The organism is Marivita sp. S2033, from assembly GCF_046592965.1.
GTDB lineage: Bacteria > Pseudomonadota > Alphaproteobacteria > Rhodobacterales > Rhodobacteraceae > Marivita.
Window position 1 is genome coordinate 70,949 of the sequence record NZ_JBISBV010000006.1, and the last position, 18,458, is coordinate 89,406.

Annotated in this window: 17 protein-coding genes; 8 read left to right on the forward strand and 9 right to left on the reverse strand. The window is 61.7% G+C overall.

Features of this window, described 5'->3' with window-relative positions; all coding sequences use genetic code 11:
• Nucleotides 1-21: 21 nt before the first annotated feature.
• The 3 genes from ACGKZZ_RS11755 to alr all read right to left on the reverse strand — a co-directional run bounded on the left by ACGKZZ_RS11755 (nt 22) and on the right by alr (nt 2,516).
• The gene (locus tag ACGKZZ_RS11755; RefSeq protein ID WP_411223761.1) at nt 22-876 is read right to left on the reverse strand and encodes a DNA repair protein; all 855 of its coding nucleotides are present in this window, start codon (nt 874-876) and stop codon (nt 22-24) included.
• A gap of 190 nt (nt 877-1,066) precedes the next feature.
• Nucleotides 1,067-1,453: a hypothetical protein gene (locus ACGKZZ_RS11760; protein WP_411223762.1), complete on the reverse strand. Its 387-nt coding sequence runs from the start codon at nt 1,451-1,453 to the stop codon at nt 1,067-1,069.
• A 25-nt stretch (nt 1,454-1,478) separates the two neighbouring features.
• Nucleotides 1,479-2,516 (reverse strand): alanine racemase, encoded by a 1,038-nt coding sequence (gene alr / locus ACGKZZ_RS11765; protein WP_411223934.1) that lies wholly within the window; start codon nt 2,514-2,516, stop codon nt 1,479-1,481.
• A gap of 121 nt (nt 2,517-2,637) precedes the next feature.
• On the opposite strand from alr, the gene cobT reads away from it, so the two are divergent.
• Genes cobT through ACGKZZ_RS11780 form a run of 3 tightly spaced genes read left to right on the forward strand, consistent with a single transcriptional unit; the run spans nt 2,638 to nt 4,906 of the window.
• Nucleotides 2,638-3,645: a nicotinate-nucleotide--dimethylbenzimidazole phosphoribosyltransferase gene (gene cobT, locus ACGKZZ_RS11770; RefSeq protein ID WP_411223763.1), complete on the forward strand. Its 1,008-nt coding sequence runs from the start codon at nt 2,638-2,640 to the stop codon at nt 3,643-3,645.
• A complete protein-coding gene (cobS, locus tag ACGKZZ_RS11775) occupies nt 3,642-4,409 on the forward strand; it encodes an adenosylcobinamide-GDP ribazoletransferase (protein ID WP_411223764.1) in 768 nt (255 codons plus the stop codon). The genes cobT and cobS overlap by 4 nt, the downstream gene beginning before the upstream one ends.
• On the forward strand, nt 4,400-4,906 hold the full coding sequence (locus tag ACGKZZ_RS11780; protein ID WP_411223765.1) for a histidine phosphatase family protein: 507 nt from the start codon (nt 4,400-4,402) through the stop codon (nt 4,904-4,906). The genes cobS and ACGKZZ_RS11780 overlap by 10 nt, the downstream gene beginning before the upstream one ends.
• Before the next feature lie 9 nt (nt 4,907-4,915).
• On the opposite strand, the gene ACGKZZ_RS11785 is transcribed toward ACGKZZ_RS11780, so the two are convergent.
• The 5 genes from ACGKZZ_RS11785 to ACGKZZ_RS11805 form a co-directional block, all read right to left on the reverse strand.
• A complete protein-coding gene (locus ACGKZZ_RS11785; RefSeq protein WP_411223766.1) occupies nt 4,916-6,406 on the reverse strand; it encodes a replicative DNA helicase in 1,491 nt (496 codons plus the stop codon).
• Between the two features lie 249 nt (nt 6,407-6,655).
• On the reverse strand, nt 6,656-7,330 hold the full coding sequence (locus tag ACGKZZ_RS11790) for an orotate phosphoribosyltransferase (RefSeq protein WP_411223935.1): 675 nt from the start codon (nt 7,328-7,330) through the stop codon (nt 6,656-6,658).
• 27 nt (nt 7,331-7,357) lie between these two features.
• Nucleotides 7,358-8,398: a dihydroorotase gene (gene pyrC, locus ACGKZZ_RS11795; RefSeq protein WP_411223767.1), complete on the reverse strand. Its 1,041-nt coding sequence runs from the start codon at nt 8,396-8,398 to the stop codon at nt 7,358-7,360.
• A 33-nt stretch (nt 8,399-8,431) separates the two neighbouring features.
• Entirely contained in the window at nt 8,432-9,427 is a 996-nt protein-coding gene (locus ACGKZZ_RS11800; RefSeq protein ID WP_411223768.1) for a phosphoadenosine phosphosulfate reductase, read from the reverse strand.
• Between the two features lie 59 nt (nt 9,428-9,486).
• Nucleotides 9,487-10,542: a glycosyltransferase family 2 protein gene (locus ACGKZZ_RS11805; protein ID WP_411223769.1), complete on the reverse strand. Its 1,056-nt coding sequence runs from the start codon at nt 10,540-10,542 to the stop codon at nt 9,487-9,489.
• Between the two features lie 137 nt (nt 10,543-10,679).
• On the opposite strand from ACGKZZ_RS11805, the gene ACGKZZ_RS11810 reads away from it, so the two are divergent.
• The 5 genes from ACGKZZ_RS11810 to ACGKZZ_RS11830 all read left to right on the forward strand — a co-directional run bounded on the left by ACGKZZ_RS11810 (nt 10,680) and on the right by ACGKZZ_RS11830 (nt 16,204).
• Nucleotides 10,680-11,588 (forward strand): AAA family ATPase, encoded by a 909-nt coding sequence (locus ACGKZZ_RS11810; protein WP_411223770.1) that lies wholly within the window; start codon nt 10,680-10,682, stop codon nt 11,586-11,588.
• 61 nt (nt 11,589-11,649) lie between these two features.
• A complete protein-coding gene (locus ACGKZZ_RS11815) occupies nt 11,650-12,903 on the forward strand; it encodes a vWA domain-containing protein (RefSeq protein WP_411223771.1) in 1,254 nt (417 codons plus the stop codon).
• Between the two features lie 133 nt (nt 12,904-13,036).
• Nucleotides 13,037-13,585 (forward strand): YeeE/YedE thiosulfate transporter family protein, encoded by a 549-nt coding sequence (locus ACGKZZ_RS11820; protein WP_411223772.1) that lies wholly within the window; start codon nt 13,037-13,039, stop codon nt 13,583-13,585.
• Nucleotides 13,586-13,588: 3 nt separating this feature from the next.
• Nucleotides 13,589-14,182 (forward strand): YeeE/YedE thiosulfate transporter family protein, encoded by a 594-nt coding sequence (locus ACGKZZ_RS11825; protein ID WP_411223773.1) that lies wholly within the window; start codon nt 13,589-13,591, stop codon nt 14,180-14,182.
• A gap of 177 nt (nt 14,183-14,359) precedes the next feature.
• Nucleotides 14,360-16,204: an OmpA family protein gene (locus ACGKZZ_RS11830; RefSeq protein WP_411223774.1), complete on the forward strand. Its 1,845-nt coding sequence runs from the start codon at nt 14,360-14,362 to the stop codon at nt 16,202-16,204.
• A gap of 57 nt (nt 16,205-16,261) precedes the next feature.
• Here the strand turns inward: ACGKZZ_RS11830 and purL are convergent, their stop codons facing one another.
• Entirely contained in the window at nt 16,262-18,427 is a 2,166-nt protein-coding gene (gene purL, locus ACGKZZ_RS11835) for a phosphoribosylformylglycinamidine synthase subunit PurL (protein ID WP_411223775.1), read from the reverse strand.
• Nucleotides 18,428-18,458: the final 31 nt, after the last annotated feature.

Below are 18,458 nucleotides of genomic sequence, written 5' to 3' on the forward strand. Positions count from 1 at the left end.
AGCGGCGGCTTTTATTGGCGCCTATTCGGCAGCGCGCCGTGCGAGAAGGGCGACGATACGGTTGTCGTCATAGTCGGGATATTGCGCCGCATCATCCCATTCCAGGGTTGCACCCTGCTGGGATGGTTCGGCCATTGGCATCGGGCGTGGCGGGGGTGTCGGACTGCCGCCGAGACTGTGCAACTCCGGCAGGAGGTCCGAAAGCTCTTCGCGCAGTCGCGTCAATTGCGCCTTGGCGACGCTTTCTTCCAATTCGACCTTATCAACCCAAATCCTCATCTGAGTGGCTGTGGACTTGGCCTGCTCCAGACGGGTGTTGAAATCCTCGATCTCTTGCTGACGCTGGATCAGGAAATCGCGCGCCCGTGCGACGCTGCGATCGGAATAGGTCTGCGCGAGATCCCTCGAGATATGGCTCATCTGGCTGGCCACTTCGAGCACCGATGGCTCGAGTTCGGCCAGATCCGGGTGGTCGCGCAGAAAGGCCATGCGTTCACGGACCGAATCAAATTCCGAGCGCATGTTGAACACCCCGTCGCGGTCTGACGCGTGCGCCAGACGATAGGCGCGCGCCACATCCTCCATGGCGATTCGAAACCGTCGATGAGAATTTTCCAATGCCATGATCCGGGCGTTGGACGGGAGAAAGAAACAGAGACCCACCATCAAGGCTGTCAGCCCGACCTGTACCAGAATTCCCGCTTTCGGATAGGCGACACCCCCAAATGTTGTGGTCATCTCGAGCCACGGGGCGTATCCGAATGCGCAGGCCAAGGTGTATCCGAGCAGCCCCAGCCCAAGCCCGGCGAGCAACCAGAACATCAGCCGTTGCATCAGCCAAGCCGTCACAATCGCGAAAGAACGCATCGCAGCCATCGTAGAAATCCCCCAAACACCGTGTAACCCACTGGCAGCATCGGCAACTTTACGCCGATAGGGCAAAGTCACATACTGTTTTTTAACGATTTTTCCGACAGCACCGAAAAATGTGTTCATTCGGCAGTGTTTTGTAAGATTGTTTCGCTCGTCGGATCGCTGGCGGTGTGCGGTGTGTCGTGAACCGCCTTCAGAGGCGAGTCGCAACCCAGAGGCCAAGAAACGCTATCACGCCAACCGCGTGCGCACTGTCGATCCAGCGCCAGCGTCGTGACGGGATCAACAGGCTGGTGGCAAAGACCGCCGATGCGACAAGCGGCATGATCGTGCCGCCACCAGAGGCCAGAAGGCGCGCTGCCATTGGATAGAGCGGGCTGGATTGCAGGTTCAGCGCTGGCGCGAAACTCGTCAGGATCGCAGCGAGGCATAGGCACAGAGCCAAGGCCGCAGGTATGCGCGCGGGCCCCTGACCGACGATCAGACGCAGCAATGCCAGCAGCCCCAACACTTCGAAAAAGACGAACCGCTGGATGAAGATGAATGACAGCAGCAACGGCGAGGGGTCAAATAGCGTCATGTGTCAGCTTGCCTGCGGGCGACGGTCACGCGCCGACATAGCGCCGATGATAGCGCGCCCCGAGCGAGGTGAGGATTTCATAGCCGATCGTGCCTGCGGCGTTTGCCAAGGTGTCGATGGATTGATGTGCGCCCAAAAGCTCGACAGTGTCGGGCATGTCCTTGACGGCGCTCACATCGACGCCGATCAGGTCCATCGAGATGCGCCCGGCAATCTTGCAGCGGGTTTCGCCGGCCCAGACAGAGGCCTTCGGCCCCATCGCGCGCAGGATTCCATCGGCGTAACCGGCGGCAATCGTGGCGATGCGCCCCGGAACCCGCGCGACCCATGCGTTGCCATAACCAACCGACTCGCCCGGATTGACGTCGCGCACCTGAATCACCGGAATCGACAGAGCGGCGACGGGCAGCGCGTCCACGAAAGGCAGGCCGCCATACAGACCGATGCCGGGCCGCGTCATCTCGAAGTGATAGTCGCTGCCAAGCAGGATGCCGCCAGTGGCCGACAAGGATCGCGGCGCGTCTATGCCGTCGGTCATCTGACGAAAGGTCTGAAGCTGGAAGGCATTCATCCCGTGCGAGGGTGTGTCCGCGCAGGCGAGATGGCTCATGACGAGAACAGGCTTCTGGCTCAGCGCGATCTCGCGCAGCGCCGCCCATTCGCCGGGCTCCATGCCAAGGCGATTCATGCCTGAATCAAGCTGGATGCCAAAGGAACGGCCGGGCAACGATTCGACATGGCGCAGCATCTGGTCGATGGAATTGATCATAGGAACCAGATCGGCGTCGCGCAGCAGCGCCGCGTCGCCACTCATGTGGCCACCGAACACGCAAATCGTCGGACCCGGACCCAGAGCGTCGCGCAAGGCCACGCCTTCTTCGGCAAGGGCGACGAAAAACGTCCGCGCGCCAGCGCCGGCCAATGCGCGGGAAACCTCAGCCGCGCCCAGACCATAGGCATCCGCCTTGACGACAGCGGCGGTTTCGCCGGTGTTCATCGCCGCGAGGGCGCGCCAGTTCGTGCAGACCGCACCAAGATCGATTGTAAGTTCAGACCGAGCCATGCGCGGCTCTTTGCCCTGTTTGGACGGTGGGTCAAGCACGAAAACCCAAGGCGGCTCATTTCCCCGCTGCATGGGTCGTTTTGGCGTTGTGGCACATCTTTTGCAAAGCTAGGCAGGCGGCATGACACAGCCTGACTTTGAAATCGCCCTGAGGGCCAAGATCGACAACAAGACCAAACCCCTGGGGGCACTTGGGCGGCTCGAGTCGCTGGCCGCACAGGTGGCGCGTCTGCAAGGCACGCTCAGCCCGACAATGCAAAGCTGCCAGCTCACGATCTTTGCTGCCGATCACGGCATCGCGCAGTCTGGCGTGTCGGCGTACCCGTCCGAAGTGACGCGGCAAATGGTGCTCAACTTTGCCTCTGGCGGGGCGGCTGCCAATATCTTTTGCGCTGTCAACGATGTCGCGCTCCGCGTCGTGAATGCGGGCGTGTTGGGTGGGGCGTTCGGTTCGGGCGCGGTCCTTGATCGCCCGATTGCAGAGGGGACGGCCAACAGCTTGACCGGCCCGGCGATGACACATGCGCAGCGCGATGCGGCCCTGTCTCAGGGGCGCATTTTGGGCCAAGACGGAACGGCGGATGCCGTGGTGTTTGGCGAGATGGGCATCGGCAACAGCTCGTCCGCTACATTGATCGCGCATTTCCTGACCGGGTTGGATGTGGCCTCTCTTGCGGGGCGCGGCACTGGGCTCGACGACGCGGGTTTGGCGGCAAAACGGAGCCTGCTGACAAAAGCCGCCGCGCGATGCCGTGGACTGAGCGATCCGGCAGAGGTTCTGGCCGAATATGGCGGATTTGAAATCGCCATGATCGTCGGCGCGATCCTGGCTGCGGCCGAGTCTCGCCGGATCGTGCTGATCGATGGATTCATCGCGAGCGCCGCAGCTCTCATCGCCGTTCGCATGCAGCCCGAAACGCGCAAAGCGATGGTGTTTGCGCACAGGTCAACCGAACCCGGACACGGCGCGATCCTGACGGCGCTCAAGGCCGATCCGCTGCTTGATCTCGGCTTGCGCCTGGGTGAGGGCACCGGCGCCGTGCTGGCCTGGCCGCTCTTGAAATCTGCGGTGGCGATGCTCAACGATATGGCGAGTTTCGAAACTGCGGGCGTTTCAGGCAAAGCATGAGTGAACGCGGTGTCTCCGAATGGCAGGTCTTTCTGCTGGCGGTTCAGTTTCTGACGCGGCTGCCGGTGCCGCGCGATCTGCCGTTTTCCGACGATCTGCTCATCCGCGCGACGCGATATTATCCGTTGGTCGGCGGCGTCGTCGGCGCGATTGGCGCGCTCGTTCTGCTCCTCATGTCACAGGCGGTGACGATGCCGGTCGCCGTTCTGCTGTCCATCGCCGCGACGGTGTTTGCCACAGGAGCGTTTCACGAAGACGGACTGGCCGACGCCGCGGATGGGCTTGGAGGTGGGCTGACCCGCGAGCGCGCTTTGGACATCATGCGCGACAGCCGGATCGGAACATACGGAACGGTGACGCTCGGGCTGGTCTTGGCGCTGAAAGCCGCGGTTCTTGCCAGTTTTACCGCCGCCGACGCGGCGATGGCCGTTCTGGTGATGCATATGATCAGCCGGATGGCCGCGGTGAGCGTGATCGCAACGCATGATTACGCCCGCGACGTTGGCGCGAAGTTTGTCGCGCCCACGGTGTCCCGTGACGGCTTTCGCTTTGCGCTGCTCACAACCGCAGTGCCTGTTCTGGCTGCGATGCTGTGGTTCGGGATCGGAGCGACGTTCATGGCACTGCTCGTCGCAGTTCTGGCAGCTGGCGTATTCCGCCACATCTTCATGCGCAAGCTGCAAGGCTACACTGGTGACTGCCTTGGCGCGGTGCAGCAGTTCAGCGAATTGGGCTTGTATCTCGGGCTTGCGATATGGCTTTGACCCTGGTGCGCCACACCACGCCGGCGGTTGCGGCAGGCACATGCTACGGGCGCACCGATCTTGCCCTGGCCGACAGTTTCGAAGACGAGGCGGACAGGGTTCTGCAAACCCTCCCGAGCGCCACGGTCGTGCTGACGTCACCATTGCAGCGCTGCACAAGGCTGGCACGTCGAATTTCAGATCATGCAGAACTTGAGCTTCGCCCGTCAAGCGGCTGGATTGAAATGGATTTTGGTGCATGGGAGGGCGTGCCTTGGGCGGATATTCCCCGCGACAGCCTCGACGCATGGGCGGCTGATTTCGACCATTTCAACGATCACGGCGGCGAGAGTGTGGCCATGCTCGAACGCCGCGTGAGAGCCGCTTTGACGGCAGCGCCGCCCAACGCCATCGTCGTCACCCATGCAGGATGCATCAAGGCGGCCTGTGCGATTTACGGCCTTCATCAAGGTTGGAACACCGAGACGGTGTTCGGCGGGTCGGTCACGCTCGACTGACCTTTTGCGCTACATCTCCTCGGCACCTTGCTGCCAGGGTTTGATCAGATTGCCAAAGCGGGTGAACCGGCCCTCGAAGCTCAGCTCGATCGTGCCGATGGGGCCGTGGCGCTGCTTGCCGATGACCACTTCGGCACGACCATGCAAACGCTCCATCTCGTCTTGCCAGGCGGCCATTTTCTCCAACTCGTGATCGCCGGGCTTTTCACGTTCCTTGTAGTATTCCTCGCGGAACACGAACATCACCACATCCGCATCCTGCTCGATCGAGCCGGATTCACGCAGGTCGGACAATTGCGGGCGCTTGTCTTCGCGGTTTTCGACTTGGCGCGACAGCTGCGACAGGGCGATGACCGGAATATCCAGTTCCTTGGCGATGGCCTTGAGCCCTTGCGTGATCTCCGACACCTCGTTGACGCGGCTGTCCTTGGCGGTGGCGGGGCGGACAAGCTGCAGGTAGTCGACCATTAGCACATCGAGCCCGTGCGTCCGCTTCAGGCGCCGTGCGCGCGCGGCAAGCTGGCTGATCGGCAGAGCGGGCGTGTCGTCGATGTAGAGCGGGCAGGCTTCGAGCGATTTGGCGGCGTCGACGAAGCGGCGGAACTCGGCCTCGGTCATGTCGCCGCGCCGGATCTGTTCCGACGGCACTTCGGAGGCTTCCGACAGGATGCGCGCGGCCAGTTGTTCGGCGCTCATTTCCAACGAATAGAACCCAACGACGCCGCCTTCGACCGTGCCCTCGGTGCCGTCCGGGCGGGTGCCCTTGCGGTAGGCCTTGGCGATGTTGAATGCCACGTTTGTGGCCAGCGACGTCTTGCCCATCGAAGGACGACCGGCCAGGATCAGAAGGTCGGACTTGTGCAAACCGCCCAGTTTGCGGTCCATATCGACCAGCCCGGTCGAGATGCCGGCCAACCCGCCCTCGCGCTGATAGGCTGCGTTGGCCACATTCACGGCGTCCGTTACCGCCTTGAGAAAGCTCTGAAATCCGCTCTCGCTCCGGCCTTGCTCGGCGAGTTTGTAGAGCGCCTGTTCGGCTTCGACAATCTGTTCGCGCGGTTCCGATGCCACATCGACCTTCGCGGCCTTGCTCGAAATGTCGCGACCCAATGTGATCAGGTCGCGGCGCACGGCAAGATCGTAGATCATCTGTGCATAGTCGCGCACCGCGAAAGAACTGATGGCCGCGCCGGCGAGGCGGGCGAGATAGGCCGGACCGCCCAGCTCTTTCAGCCCCTCGTCATCCTCCATGAATGCCTTCAGCGTCACTGGTGAGGCGAGGTTGTTCTTGGCGATACGCGCCGAGGCGATTTCGTAGATGCGCGCGTGAACGGGATCGTAAAAATGCTGCGGCCCGATGATCGACGCGACACGGTCGAACACGTCGTTGTTTGTCAGAATCGCGCCCAGAAGCTGCTGCTCGGCTTCGACGGAATGGGGCATCGTCTCGGGACTCTGAATCTCCGCGCCGGTCGGATTGAATGCGGTGATTTCGTTCATGATGCTTCCCCTGCTGATCCGGACCCGAGGTAGCGAACTGCGCCGCAAAGGGCAAAATGTATATTCTGTGGATAAGACGGGCACGCGGATCTATGGGCGTATATTGCGCCAAGAAGATGAGGCACGTCAACATGTGGTGGCGCGGACGCATTTCTGTGTCGAAAGGGACACGCGGGAAGCAGCCGTCCATCTGCGCGACATTTCGCGCAGATCACCCGGTAAAGCAGATATTCCGATTCTCGAATGGCTTCAGGCGCGAGCGTCCTGCCATGCTCTTGGCGCGTTCAGGAACGCCTCGACCTCGCGCAGCGTGTCGTCATCAAACGCGTCCTGCGCGCGTGCTTCGGCCAGAACATCCCACCACGTACAAAGGTGGTGCAGCGTGACGCCGTGATCGCCCAGCGTCTTTTCGGTCTCGGGGAAAATGTCATAGTAGAAGATCACCGCCGTATGCGCGCAAGTTGCGCCGGTGTCGCGAATCGCATCCACGAAACTCAGCTTCGATCCGCCATCGGTCGTCAGATCCTCGACCAACAGCACGCGCTGGCCTTCGCTCATGTCGCCCTCGATCCGGGCGTTGCGGCCATAGCCCTTGGGCTTCTTGCGCACATAGGTCATCGGCAGGGCCATGCGTTCGGCCACCAGCGCGGCAAAGGGAATGCCAGCAGTCTCTCCGCCGGCGATGTTGTCGAAAGCCTCGAAGCCTGCATTGCGCATCACGGTCACGGTCAGGAAATCCATCAACGTGCTGCGGATGCGCGGATGCGAGATCAGTTTGCGGCAGTCGATATAGGTGGGCGAGGGCAGGCCGGAGGCCAATGTGAACGGCTCATCGGGACGGAAGTTCACCGCCTTGATTTCCAACAACATGCGCGCCGTCAGCCGGGCGATGTCTTTTTCTGTGGGGAAGGAAGAGGGGATCATCATCGGGTCCTGTCGCAAAAATGGCCGTTAGCGCGCGACGCGCCAGTGCAGGGCAAAGCCCGGATCGAACACGGTGACCGGGCCGTCCGGAGTGTCGATCTTGTCGGGATAGACAACCACGTCACCTTTGGTCAGCGTCATCTGGCCCTCGTTTACCGGAAGGCCGTAGAAATTTGGCCCATTGACGCTGGCAAAGGCCTCCAGCTTGTCCAGAGCGCCGTCTTCCTCGAAGACATGCGCGAGGATCGACATGGTATTCGTTGCGGTGAAACACCCCGCACAGCCGCAGGGCAGCAGCTTGTTCGCGTCGGTATGCGGCGCGCTGTCGGTGCCAAGGAAGAACGTGGGATCGCCCGAAGTTGCAGCGCGGCGCAGGGCAAGCCGGTGCTCCTCGCGCTTGGCGACGGGCAGGCAATAGTAATGCGGCTTGATACCTCCGGCGAGGATGTGATTGCGGTTGATCACCAGATGATGCGTGGTGATCGTCGCGCCCAGATCGTCGCCGCCCGCTTGCGCATATTCAACGCCTTGCTCAGTCGTGATGTGCTCCATCACCACGCGCAGACCGGGCGTGGCGCGGCGGATCGGATCGAGCACGCGCTCGATGAACACCGCCTCCCGGTCAAAGATGTCAACGTCACTGTCCACGACCTCGCCATGCACGCAAAGCGGGCAGCCGATCTCGGCCATGCGCTCCAGCACGGGGCGCACCTTGTCGAAATCGGCGACCCCGCTGGCCGAATTCGTGGTCGCCCCCGCCGGGTAGAGTTTGACCGCCGTGATCAGCCCGTCACCATATGCGCGAGCCAGGTCGTCAGGGTCGGTGTTCTCGGTGAGATAAAGCGTCATCAGCGGTGTGAAGCCCGTGCCCTCGGGCAAAGCGGCCATGATCCGGTCGCGATATGCCGCGGCATCTGCTCCTGTCACAACCGGGGGCACGAGGTTGGGCATGATGATCGCGCGGGCGAAATGGCGCGCGGTCTCGGGTGCGACGGCACGCAGCATATCGCCATCGCGCAGATGCAGGTGCCAGTCGTCGGGAGTGCGAAGCGTCAGAGTGTCGGTCATGCGCCCGCGCGTAGCACGCAGCGCAGCCCGGCGCTAGTTCTCGTCGTCCGATTCGTCGGAGGTGTCGCGCTCATTTCGCAGCGACTTCAACTTGCGCCGGTAGCGCGGAGCGCCCCAGTTGTCGACGATATAGGCGCAAACCGCCTCGGCCATGTAGGGGCGCTCTGACGCCTCGACTGCACCAAACAGCTTTTTGCAATAGGTCACATGATTGCGTCGTTTGCGGTAAAGCTGTGCAAACAGCTTTGCATCCAGCGTGCCATCGGCGGAGCTATAGACCAGCTCTTGCAGAACACCCATCTGGGCAAGATGCGACTGCATTCCGCCCCCAAGATGCCGGGCGCGAAACCGGGTCACGCCTTTCCGTTCGAACAAGGCCGAATGCATCGCGTCAAGCGGCACTTGCGGATCATAGACCACATAAGCCGCATCGGCGGCTTCCAGCATGTCGGGCGCAAATCCGTACCGGTGGGTGAAATCGAGCTTGCGCATTTCCGTAAACCGGTCGTCCCATTCGGTGACGCGCGGATCGAGCGTGGCCTGTGGCTCCAATGCGACCACCGTGGCGCCGGGAGAGGCCACTGAAAACGCACAGGCCGCATAGCCGCATGGACCAGCGCCGTAAAAGATCACCTTGTCGAAATCTTCAAAAAAGCCGTCATCGGTCAATTGGTCGAAAAAACCATAGACCTCTCCGTCGCGAAACCATGTGTCGCGCGTCGCCAAGACCGACAGGCAGGACCAGCCCCTGTCACGGGCGATATCAAACCCCTCGGGGCGCGCGTCGTCAGACAGCGCCTGAATGGCGGGAAGGGACTCAAAACTGACCAGCAGCGTGTCTCCCTCCTCGATAAAGACGGCGTGGTGGCGTTTTCCCAAGGGTTCGTAAAAGCCGAATGTCTCGCCCAGTTCCTTGACCTCTTGCAGCCATTGCGCCGGGCGCAAGTCGGACAGGGACACGCTATATGGTTCGATCTGGTCCTGCATCGTCAACTCATCCTCGCAACATTCAGCCCACTGACAGGTCATTGATTTTCGCTCACGCTACTGCGGAATTCAGGCAGAATTGCGCCAAAATGCTGCGAACTCTATGATGTTTCGCGAGCCCGTTCAGCCGCGTGACGTGCAATGTTCACAAGCTCTTCAGCGATCTCGGGCGGGACGGGTCGCGATGGCGGCGTCATCAGCAATCGACCGTAAAGATCGCGGTAACGATCCTGGCGCAACAGGGTTTGAAACCGCTCCTTGCGCCAGGTGACAGCCGACGCGTGCAGGTCGCGTAACACAGGATCGGCACCCAGCGCGTCACGCACCGGCTGCGCGCGTTCCCAGATCGCGGCTGCCGAGTGGTCCTCGTGTGTGTCGAGATTGCGCTCCACCCAATAATCCACCCCCAGCGCATCGCCGGAATGGACGGCCCGCCCGCGATCGGCCTTCAGCACAAAGCTCTCCATCGCGCCGAGGGGGTAATGGTTGAGCTGCACCAGCTTGTGCTGGTTCAGGCGATAGTCCGAAAACACCCGCCCGGTCGCCATGTCAGCGCCCAAAGCGCGCCCCTCGCCATCATACCAACGCGCCTCAGCCAACCGCGCCTCGACCGGATTGCGGGGCCGGTGGACACCGAGATTGCGATAGGTTTTATCGTTTTTATACAATGTCTTGAACATCGCCGCGCGCCACGGCCACGCAAGAACACGGGGCGCCGCACGCGTGAATTGCAGCGGCACGGGACGGTCTTCGTAACGTACCACACCGCTGTTGGCGAAATTGCGCCAGGTCAGGGTGATTGCCGTGGCCTTCGGCAGCGCGCGCAGCAGCGCATCCAGCGTTCTGTCGCCTGCATGAACGTTCACGAATTCGTCGATATCAATCGAGATCAGCCAGTCGGAGTTTTTGACCGCATCGCTCCTGTTGGCCAGTTTCAGCCCGCTGAACTGTATCCCGCCCTTGCCGTAGGGTGGGGCGTTGCGGATGTGGTGGAGCCAGCCCAATGCGTCCAGCCGGTCCAGCATCACGTCTGTCCCGTCCTCGCATTCGTTCGATACGACGATAAAACCGCTGACGCCCACGGCGCGGTGCCAGGCCAGCCAGTCGAGAAGAAACGCCGCCTCGTTGCGGACGCACAGGATGGCAGTGACAGTCACGAGGCAGGCTCCGAGGGTCCGCGAGATCAGGGTGCCAAACCTGTCAGATTGCTGGCGGACCGTCAATTCTCGGGTCCCTGCACCCTTGACCCGCACATATGTTGCAGGCAGCAAGGCGTGACCACAGGAGAGATATCATGCGGAACCCCGAAACCATCGACGCCGTTCAATCCATGCTGGCGCAAACCGGCTATGTCTGCGCCCGTCCGCTGGCCACGGTGGTGTTCCTGTCTCTCAAACTGGGCCGACCGCTCTTTCTGGAAGGCGAGGCAGGCGTCGGCAAGACCGAGATAGCCAAGGCGTTGGCCAAGGGCTTGGGGCGCAAGCTGATCCGGTTGCAATGCTATGAGGGGCTCGACGCATCCAGCGCCGTTTACGAATGGAATTTTCCAGCGCAGATGATCGCCATCCGCACCGCCGAAGCGTCTGGCAACGCCGACCGCGAGGTATTGCAGCGCGAATTGTTCAGCCCCGATTTCCTGATCGAACGCCCCTTGCTCGAAGCGATGCGCCCGGACGAACATGGCGCGCCCGTGTTGTTGATCGATGAGCTGGACCGTACCGACGAGCCGTTCGAGGCGTTCCTGCTCGAAGCACTGTCGGACTTTCAGGTCACGATCCCCGAACTGGGCACGATCAAAGCGCCCGAACCGCCGATTGTCATCCTGACCTCAAATCGCACCCGCGAGGTGCATGACGCGCTCAAGCGGCGCTGCCTCTATCATTGGGTCGATTATCCCGATTTTGATCGCGAGGTCGAAATCCTGCACGCCCGTGCCCCCGAAGCCGCAGACGCGCTCAGCCGCGAGGTGGTGGCGTTTGTCCAGCGCCTGCGCACCGAGGATCTGTTCAAGAAGCCCGGCGTGGCCGAAACCATCGACTGGGCCAAATGCCTGCTGGCGCTGGACGTGATCGACCTCTCGCCCGAGGTGATCTCGGACACGCTCGGCGCGATCCTGAAATATCAGGACGACATCCAGAAGTTGCAGGGATCAGAGGCCAAACGCCTGCTGGACGAGGCGCAAGCCTCACTTGCGCCGGCGTAATGCTTCTTTGGGCACAAAATACCTTGGGGGTCCGGGGGCAAAGCCCCCGGTGTGCACCCTAGTGCCCGAATACGCGCCGGTCGAGCTGCCGGACACGCCCCGCCTCGCGCATAACATCATCCATTTCGCCCGCGCCCTGCGTCGTGCCGGTCTGCCCATCGGCCCCGGACGGGTAATCGATGCCGTTCGCGCGGTTCAGGCTGCGGGCTTTACCGAGCGGATGGATTTCTACTGGACGCTGCATGCCTGTTTCGTGACGCGCCCCGAGCATCGGGTGATCTATGCCCAGGTCTTCCGCCTTTACTGGCGCGACCCGCGGTATCTCGAACATATGATGTCGTTCATGTTGCCGGCGATACGGGGCGTGCAGGAGGAAAAACTTGCCCAGTCGGGCGAGAAACGCGCGGCTCAGGCATTGCTTGACGATCATTTGCCGGAGGTTCCCGAGAACGAGCAGGCCAGCGAAGACACCACCCAAATCGAGATCGACGCGACAATGACCATGAGCGCCGAGGAAAAGCTGCGGACACTGGATTTCGAGCAGATGTCGACAGACGAGGTGGCGCAGGCGAAACGGATGCTGGCGCGGTTGAGCCTGCCGGTCAAACCGATCCCGTCGCGCCGCGGCAAGGCGTCCGACATCGGCGCGCAGATGGATTTCCGCCGAACCCTGCGACAGTCGATGCGAACCGGCGGCGATATCCGCTCGATTGCCCGCAAGACACCGCGGCCACGCTGGCCCAACCTTGTTGTGCTGTGCGATATCTCGGGATCGATGAGCCAGTATTCCCGCATGGTGCTGCACTTCCTGCACGCCGTTGCCAATGAAAAAGGTGCAGGGTGGGCCAAGGTCCATGCGTTCACCTTTGGCACGCGGCTGACGAATATCACCCGCCATCTTGCGAAACGCGATGTGGACGCCGCGTTGAAATCCGCCGGGGCGCAGGCGCAGGATTGGGAAGGCGGCACGCGGATCGGAGCCTGCCTGCATGACTTCAATCGCGATTGGTCCCGTCGGGTGATGGGGCAGGGCGCGGTCGTGCTACTTATCACCGACGGACTTGATCGCGACGAGGCTGGCGTTCTGGAGGCCGAGATGGAGCGGCTTCACCTATCGTCCCGTCGCCTCATCTGGCTCAACCCGTTGCTGCGCTGGGACGGGTTCGTACCGAAGGCGGCGGGCATTCGGGCGATGCTGCCACATGTGGACAGCTTTCGCGCAGCGCATTCGATCCAGTCATTGGAAGAACTCGCCGCCGCACTGTCAAAGCGGGACGATGCCGGAGACAAGGCGCGGCTGATGCAAATGCTCTGAGCGATGCTCGGCGAAACTGCGACGCCTAACGTTCTTCTAGAACTTCGCACGAAAATCGCGACATAAAGTATTCCAATTACGGAATGTGTATGATATTCAGATTCCAGAATGTCATACAAAATGGAGTGTCCCCATGACTCTCAACTGGAAAATCGGCGGGTTGGCGCTTGGACTGGTGTTTTTCGCCGCCGTGCTGCTGGTCAAGCCGATCGGGGTCTCGACGCAGTTCGTCATCCTTGATGGCGTTATCGCCAACGCCGTGAACCCTGATTTCATCACACAAACCGAAGACGGTTATACCTCGACCAACGCCTACATGGCCAAGTCGGACGGGAAATACGCGGAAAACTCCGCCAATCCGCTGAATTACAGTTTTGTCTTCGTGCTGGCGATGGCAGTGGGAGCGTTTGCCTCGGCCATCTTCCGCGGTGGCGTCGGTGCAGATGAACGGCGGGTTCCGGCAATCTGGACAGCCAATTACGGCGACACACCCTGGATGCGCTACGGGGTGGCTTTCTTGGGCGGCTTCGTCGTGCTTTACGGCGCACGGCTCGCTGGCGGGTGCACATCGGGGCACATGATGTCGGGGCTGATGCAGACCGCGCTCTCGGGTTACATCTTCACGGTTGCGGCCTTTGCCGCCGCAATTCCCACTGCGATGCTAATGTACAAAAGGGGTTGAGCCATGACATCCATTCTTCTTGCAATCGTGATTGGCGGCGCCTTCGGAGCGGTGCTTGACCGGATCGGCGCGACCAATCCCAACTGGATCGGCGGCATGCTGACGCTGCGGCGGCTGCACCTGATGAAAACCATCCTTCTGGCCATCGGCACCGGGTCGATCCTGATGTTCGGCGGTCAGATGCTGGGCCTGGTCGATGTGGGACACATGTCGGTCAAGGCAGCCTATATCGGTGTCTTCATCGGCGGTCTGATGCTGGGTGCGGGCTGGGCCGCGTCGGGATATTGCCCCGGAACAGGCGTCTGCGCCGCAGCGACCGGGCGCAAGGACGCGCTGTTTTTCATCGCCGGTGGTTTGCTTGGAGCGGCAGCCTATATGGCGACGTACCCGGCCTGGAAGGCGTCCGGCTTGCTGGACGATCTGGCCGGCGGCAAGGTCACCATCGGATCGGTTCCCGGCTCGTCCTATGACGGATTGCTCGGCATGTCCGGCGATGTTCTGGGCATGGCGCTGGGTGCGGTCTTCGTGCTCGTAGCGTTTGTCCTGCCGGACAGCTTGGTCGGCAAGGGTGACGTGGCCGAGGTTCCGGCAGAATAAGCCCGCTTTTGGTAATGAGTACCGGCGCCCCATCCGTGTTTGGGGCGCCTTTTTGCGTTCCGGCACCTCATCCCATCAAGAGGTTTGGGCGAAAACACGCCGACGCCTCGTGCAACCTGTCCTCGGTGTTCTGCGTTCCCATTCCAAGATCGCAAGAATTTTCTGGAAGGACATGTAATGAAAAACGTTCTCAAATCGAGCACAGCTCTCGTTCTGATCGCGAACCTGGCGATCCCGCTGCCCGCGCTGTCGCAAGAGGTGACGTTCGACACGACGGGGATGACCCAAGAGCAGATTGACGCGGAAATCCTGCGGCTCAAGCAGTTGGAAGAAGACGGCGACGGGACCGAAGGAGCCGAGACGACCGAAGCGGGCGAAGATGCTGAGGGCGAAAGCGAAGCCGAAGGTGAGACAACGACTGCACCCGTCGAGGCCGAAGATGGCGAAGCTGAGGATACGGGCACTGCCGAGGAGCAGGAGACTGACGAAGCTGCCAGCGAGGCTGAGGCAAGCGATGTAAGCGAGCCGGAGGCCGCGCAAGATGCCGAGACGGGCACGGAGGCCGAGGCCGAGGCATCCGAAACGGATACGCAAGTGGCGGATGAACCGGAGGCGAGCCAGACCGACCCTGCGACAGAGTCTGACAGCGACGGGACTGCTCAGGACGCGACCGAAGCGGAAACCGAAGTCGCGCCTGAACCCGAAGCGGAGGTAGAACCGGAAACCGAGGCCGAGCCGGCTGATGACGGTGCGGAATCCTCCGACGCTGAAGTCGAAACGCAGACCGAGGTGGAGGACGCAGGCGAGACCGAGGCGGAAGAAACGCCTGACACCACGTCGGACACCGACAGCGATGCCGCAGAAACCGACGCGGAAGAATCAAATGCTGAGCAATCGCAAGACGCAGAACCCGAGCCGCTGAGCTCCGACGCTCAGGCCGAAGCGGAAGCGCAGGCGGAGGCAGATGCTCAAACGTCAATGGCCGCGTCAGGCGATGCGGAAGGAGAGGCCGAAGTCGTCGAGGAAAGTGTGACGGAAGAAACCTCCCGCAGTTCTTCGGAGGAGTTTGAAACCGATCTCGACGGCGGAGCCCGAGAGGCGCGGGAGGATGACGACGACAGTGATGACGACGACAAAGGTTTCAGCAACTTCGAAAAAGCCGCAATCCTCGGTCTTGGCGCTGTCGCACTCAGCCAGATTCTCGCGCCGGATGACGAGGTGGTGACCAACACCGGCGATCGGGTCGTGGTTGAACGCGATGGTCAATACCGGATCATCAAGAATGACGACTCGCTGCTGCGCCAGCCCGGAGCGAACGTGACCACGTACCGGTATGAAGACGGATCGACGCGCAACGTGGTCGTGCGCGAGGACGGCACACAGGTCGAGACTGTCCGCGCGAATGACGGACGCGTCTTGCGCCGGACCCGCATTTTGCAGGACGGGCAGGAAGTGGTGCTCTTTGACGACACGCGCGAGGTCGAGCGGGTTGACGTCAGCCAGTTGCCGCAAGCGCGTGAGCAACGCCAGATGAACCTTCGCGAGATCAATTCCGACGATCTGGCCGCAGCGCTTCAAGCACAGCAGGCGGGCGAGGCAGGACGGCGCTTCTCGCTGAGCCAGGTGCGCAACATCGACGCGGTGCGAGGGTTGGTGCCGGAGATCAATGTCGATCTCATCAACTTCGAGACCAATTCGGCGGTCATTCGACCCGAAGAGGCGCGCGAACTTGCCGAGTTGGGACAGGCGATCAGCCGGATGATCGAAAACGATCCGCGCGAAGTCTTCCTGATCGAAGGCCACACCGACGCTGTTGGTGCCGCGAACTACAATCTCGCCCTGTCGGATCGTCGGGCGGAGAGTGTCGCGCTGGCGCTAAGCGAATATTACGATGTGCCGCCCGAGAACCTGGTGGTTCAGGGCTATGGCGAAACCGATCTCAGGGTCGCGACGCCCGAGGCCGAACGCGCCAATCGTCGTGTCGCTGTACGTCGGATCACGCGGCTGTTGAGCGACAGCTGAGACCTGAACGGATAAAAGCCCCGCTTGTTTGATCAGGCGGGGCTTTCCGCTGGCCGCTCAAAAAGACGCGAAGTGGCCCGCAAAGGCGTTTTGGTGGATGTCCGTCAATTCCGCCAATGGCGCGTCAGAACCGCCGAGCCTGACGGTGTCGCCCGTAAAGCGTCCGACAGACGCGATAGGCACTCCGGCCTGTCCTGCGGCAATCATCAATGCTTCGGCTTGGTCGAAATTGCACGCCACAAGGTAGCGGGCCTGATCTTCGCCGAAAAGTCGGGATTGGTCGGTTTCCTCGATCAAGACCCCGACGCCAGAGGCGCTGGCCATTTCAAAGGCGGCCAGAGCAAGCCCTCCGTCGCTGAGGTCTGTGCAGGCCTTGATGAGATCGCGGTTGTCGCGGATGAAGTCGCCGTTGCGACGTTCATCGTCGAGGTTGACGTGCGGTGCGTCACCGTCCTCTCGGTTGAAGACTTCGGCAAGCAGGGCAGACTGGCCGAGATGGCCACTCGTCTCGCCAATGAGCAGGGCGACATGGCCGTCGCGGGCGCGGCCCAGGATCGGCTCTTCTCCGGCGGCGATGAGGCCCACCGCGCCGATGGTCGGGGTGGGCAGAATGCCCTGACCGTCGGTTTCATTGTAAAGCGATACGTTGCCCGACACGATGGGCATGTCGAGTGCCGTACAGGCCTGCCCGATCCCGTCGAGCGCACCGACGAACTGGCCCATGATCTCGGGCTTTTCGGGATTGCCGAAATTCAGGTTGTCGGTGGTTGCCAAAGGCTTGGCCCCCACGGCGCAAAGATTGCGGAACGCTTCGGCAACAGCTTGTTTTCCGCCTTCGACCGGATTGGCGCGCACATAGCGGGGGGTCACATCCGACGTGAAGGCAAGCATCTTTTCGGTGCCATGAACGCGGATCACACCCGCCCCCCAGCCGGGGCCTTCGAACGTATCGGCCATCACCATGGTGTCGTACTGTTCAAACACCCAGTTGCGGGCGCAGTAATTCGGGCTGGCGATCAGCACCTTGAGCGCGTCGATGGGATCGACTGCCGGAACGTCATCGAGCGGGGCCGCGGCCTCTGTCGGTGTCCACGGGCGGTCATATTCGGGGGCCGAGGAGGCGAGGCGGGAGAGTGGCATGTCGGCCTTCGTCTCGCCGTTATGCACGATCAGGAAGCGGTCCTCGTCAATGGTCTCGCCGACGATGGCGAAGTCGAGATCCCATTTGTCGAACACCGCGCGGGCTTCGGCCTCTTTCGCAGGGTCGAGAACCATGAGCATCCGCTCCTGGGATTCCGACAGCATCATCTCGTAGGCGGTCATGTCGGTTTCGCGCTGGGGCACGTTTTCAAGATCAAGGCGGATGCCCAGCTTGCCCTTGTCGCCCATCTCCACCGCAGAACAGGTCAAACCCGCCGCGCCCATATCCTGAATCGAGATCACCGCGCCGGTCTGCATCAACTCCAACGTCGCTTCCATCAGACGCTTTTCGGTGAACGGATCGCCGACCTGCACTGTGGGTCGCTTTTCCTCGATACTGTCATCGAACTCGGCCGACGCCATCGTCGCGCCGCCAACACCATCGCGGCCAGTCTTGGCCCCAAGATAGACCACCGGGCGGCCAACACCGCTGGCGGCGGAATAGAAAATCTTGTCGGCATCGGCGAGACCAGCGGCGAACGCGTTCACAAGACAGTTGCCGTTATAAGCGGGATGGAAGCGCACCTCACCGCCCACGGTGGGCACGCCGAAACAGTTGCCGTAGCCGCCAATCCCCTCGACCACACCATGCACAAGCTGGCGCGTCTTGGGGTGGTCCTTTTCGCCGAACGACAGCGCGTTCATCGCCGCGATGGGGCGCGCGCCCATGGTGAACACGTCGCGCAGGATGCCGCCGACACCGGTCGCTGCCCCTTGGTAGGGCTCGATATAGGAGGGGTGGTTGTGGCTCTCCATCTTGAACACCACGGCCTGACCGTCACCGATATCCACGACACCCGCGTTCTCTCCGGGTCCACAGATCACCTGCGGGCCGGTGGTGGGCAGGGTCTTGAGGTGGATTTTGGAGGATTTGTAAGAACAATGCTCGTTCCACATGGCCGAGAAGATGCCGAGTTCTGTATAGGTCGGCTCTCTGTTCATGATCCGCAGAATTTCGGCGTATTCATCCGAATTGATGCCATGAGCGGCAATCAGATCGTCGGTGATGGCGGGGTCTTGCATGGGGCATCCTGTCGGTGACGGCACGTTGCGC